The 2,334-nt window shown below is 59.9% G+C and carries 2 protein-coding genes; both read left to right on the forward strand.

Annotated features, from left to right (window positions below; translation table 11 throughout):
* Positions 1 to 287 precede the first annotated feature (287 nt).
* Positions 288 to 968, forward strand: coding sequence for an ABC transporter ATP-binding protein (locus tag K336_RS0112330; protein ID WP_211223516.1), 681 nt, complete (start codon positions 288 to 290; stop codon positions 966 to 968).
* A complete protein-coding gene (locus K336_RS0112335) occupies positions 968 to 1,987 on the forward strand; it encodes an ABC transporter permease (RefSeq protein ID WP_162142631.1) in 1,020 nt (339 codons plus the stop codon). Before K336_RS0112330 ends, K336_RS0112335 begins: the two co-directional genes overlap by 1 nt.
* Positions 1,988 to 2,334: the final 347 nt, after the last annotated feature.

The raw sequence follows: 2,334 nt of genomic DNA on the forward strand, positions 1-2,334 counted from the left end.
ACGAGAGCCTGTGGGAGGACTACGATCGCCTCGGCCGGCGGGCCTGTTGCACGATCCATGCGAGAACCCGTCCTGAGAACATGGGATGCTGGATGACCCGATTGTCCCAGCGGCAGGTCCTCACCTTCCACCAGGACACGCCCGTACCGGCAGAACAGCCAAAAGAATCAACCCCCCCCCCCCAAAAAAAATCAGGGTTTTGAACAACCCTCTGGCCAAGGTTCATTCGTCTTCTGATAACAGGAAAGGGGTGAGGACCAGTGCCTGTAACCGTATCCCACGTCGGAGTGACATTCAAGAACACGACTGTACTCACCGACGTCACCACCGAGTTTCCGGACAAGGCCATCACTGCGCTCCTCGGTCCCAGCGGATCCGGGAAAACGACGCTGATCCGTTGTCTGGTCGGGGCCATCCGTCCAACGACTGGAAAAGTGATGATCAACGAGCTTCCAGTGCCCCATCGCAGTCTGCTGGAAAAAGTGGGCTACATGCCTCAGTCAGACGCCGTCTACACCGATCTTTCCGCGCGCGCCAATCTTGAATTCTTCGCCGGCCTGCACCGACTCTCCGGAGCGAGACGACACGACCGCATCGCGAACGTACTCGAGATCGTCGGCCTCGGGGAGCATGCAGACGAGCGTGTGGGGAATTTCTCGGGCGGCATGCGACGACGCCTTTCACTCGCCATCACCTTGTTACCCGAACCGAGTACCCTCATTCTCGACGAACCCACCGTAGGAATGGATCCGGTTCTCCGTCGCTCCGTTTGGGGGTCCTTGCGGCGGCTCGCAACCGACGGGCAGACCGTTCTCATCTCAACGCACGTGATGGAAGAGGCCCGCAGATGCGATCGGGCCGTGCTCCTCCGGGACGGAGAAAAAATAGCGGACGGCACGGTCTCCGCGCTCGAGGCGTCCAGCGATGGCGAAGGCCTGGAGCATTACTTCTTTCGAAAGGTGCACTGATGGGAACAATGGCCCGCCGACTGATCCGACAGATCAAGAATGATCGGCGTTCGCTTGGGATGATGTTCATCTCCCCACTGGTGATCATGACCCTTCTTTATCTTCTCATGGGAGAGCCGCGCATCGACATCAAGATCGGAGTCGTCGGCCACGTCGCGCCTTCAACAGCGACAGCCCTGCAGCAGGCGGGTACTGTCACTCAAGAGGGCGCCGGACTGGACATTGACAGATCGCTGGACGACGGAATCTATGACGCAGTGGTCGTCGTGGACAACCGTGGCACATCGATCCATCTTCTGCAGGAGAACACCGCCTATGAGAATAAGATCCGGAGCGCCTTGGTGTCCGCACAGCAACAGCCCCCGACCACGGAGAGCATCAGCACCTTTTATCTCCATGGAACCTCCTTGGACACCACATTCAAGCGACTCGCGCACACCCTGTTGGGTATCATGTCATTCTTCCTGACATTCATTGTCGCCGGTATCTGGTTTGTTCGCGAGCGCACACAAGGAACTTTGGAACGGATGATACTGACCCCCATCACCCGACTCCAAGTAGCCATGGGCTATGTGCTGGGGATCGGTCTCTTCTCCGTTGTGCAGGCGGTTCTTCTGCTGTTCTTCACCCGTTATGCTCTGGACGTTCAATTCATTGGGGGCTGGAATTTCGCGCTGGCCCTTCTGATCATGGTGATGCAGGTCGTTGTTGCGGTTGAGATCGGTGTGTTTGCCTCAATCTTCGCCAACACGGAATTCCAGGTCGCACAATTCATCCCCGTAGTCGTCATCCCGCAGGTCTTCTTCTCGGGCATCATTCCCGTGGAGACGATGCCGTGGGGGTTCGACAAGGTCGCACTGGTCATGCCCATGTACCACTCCTGCTCCGGGCTGCAGCGCACCCTGGTCTATGGACAAGGACTCGGATCAACACGGATCAACCTTCTGGTCCTGCTCGGCATGCAGCTGGTTCTCATGATCGCCAACGCTCTGCTGCTGAAGCGTTATCGTGCATTGTGAGGAGTGCCTGGTCCACGACGAAGATGCATGCAACGCCCATCGCCCTGAACACCCGTCGCCCTGGAGGCGCCGAGCGGAGGATTCGGCGGCCCCCATCCCCCTGGCAGGAGATCCGGTGAAACACCCTGCGACGTGACCTCCGGACGGACCCGAGGCGACCTGCTTCCGGGCGCGACATCATCATCGATCGCCACCGAGGCGCACTGCTCATGCCCCTCTCCGCATCACCCGCCAGCAGCCGGCGCCGGTACCCGGTCAGGGCTCCTCCGCCGCGCGGATCTCGTCCTCCCAGGCCCGGGTGGCGTCACGGACCGCCTGGTCGATGTCGACGCCGCTGGCCTGGGCCC

Source organism: Propionibacterium acidifaciens DSM 21887 (assembly GCF_000426605.1).
GTDB classification, from domain to species: Bacteria; Actinomycetota; Actinomycetes; order Propionibacteriales; family Propionibacteriaceae; genus Propionibacterium; species Propionibacterium acidifaciens.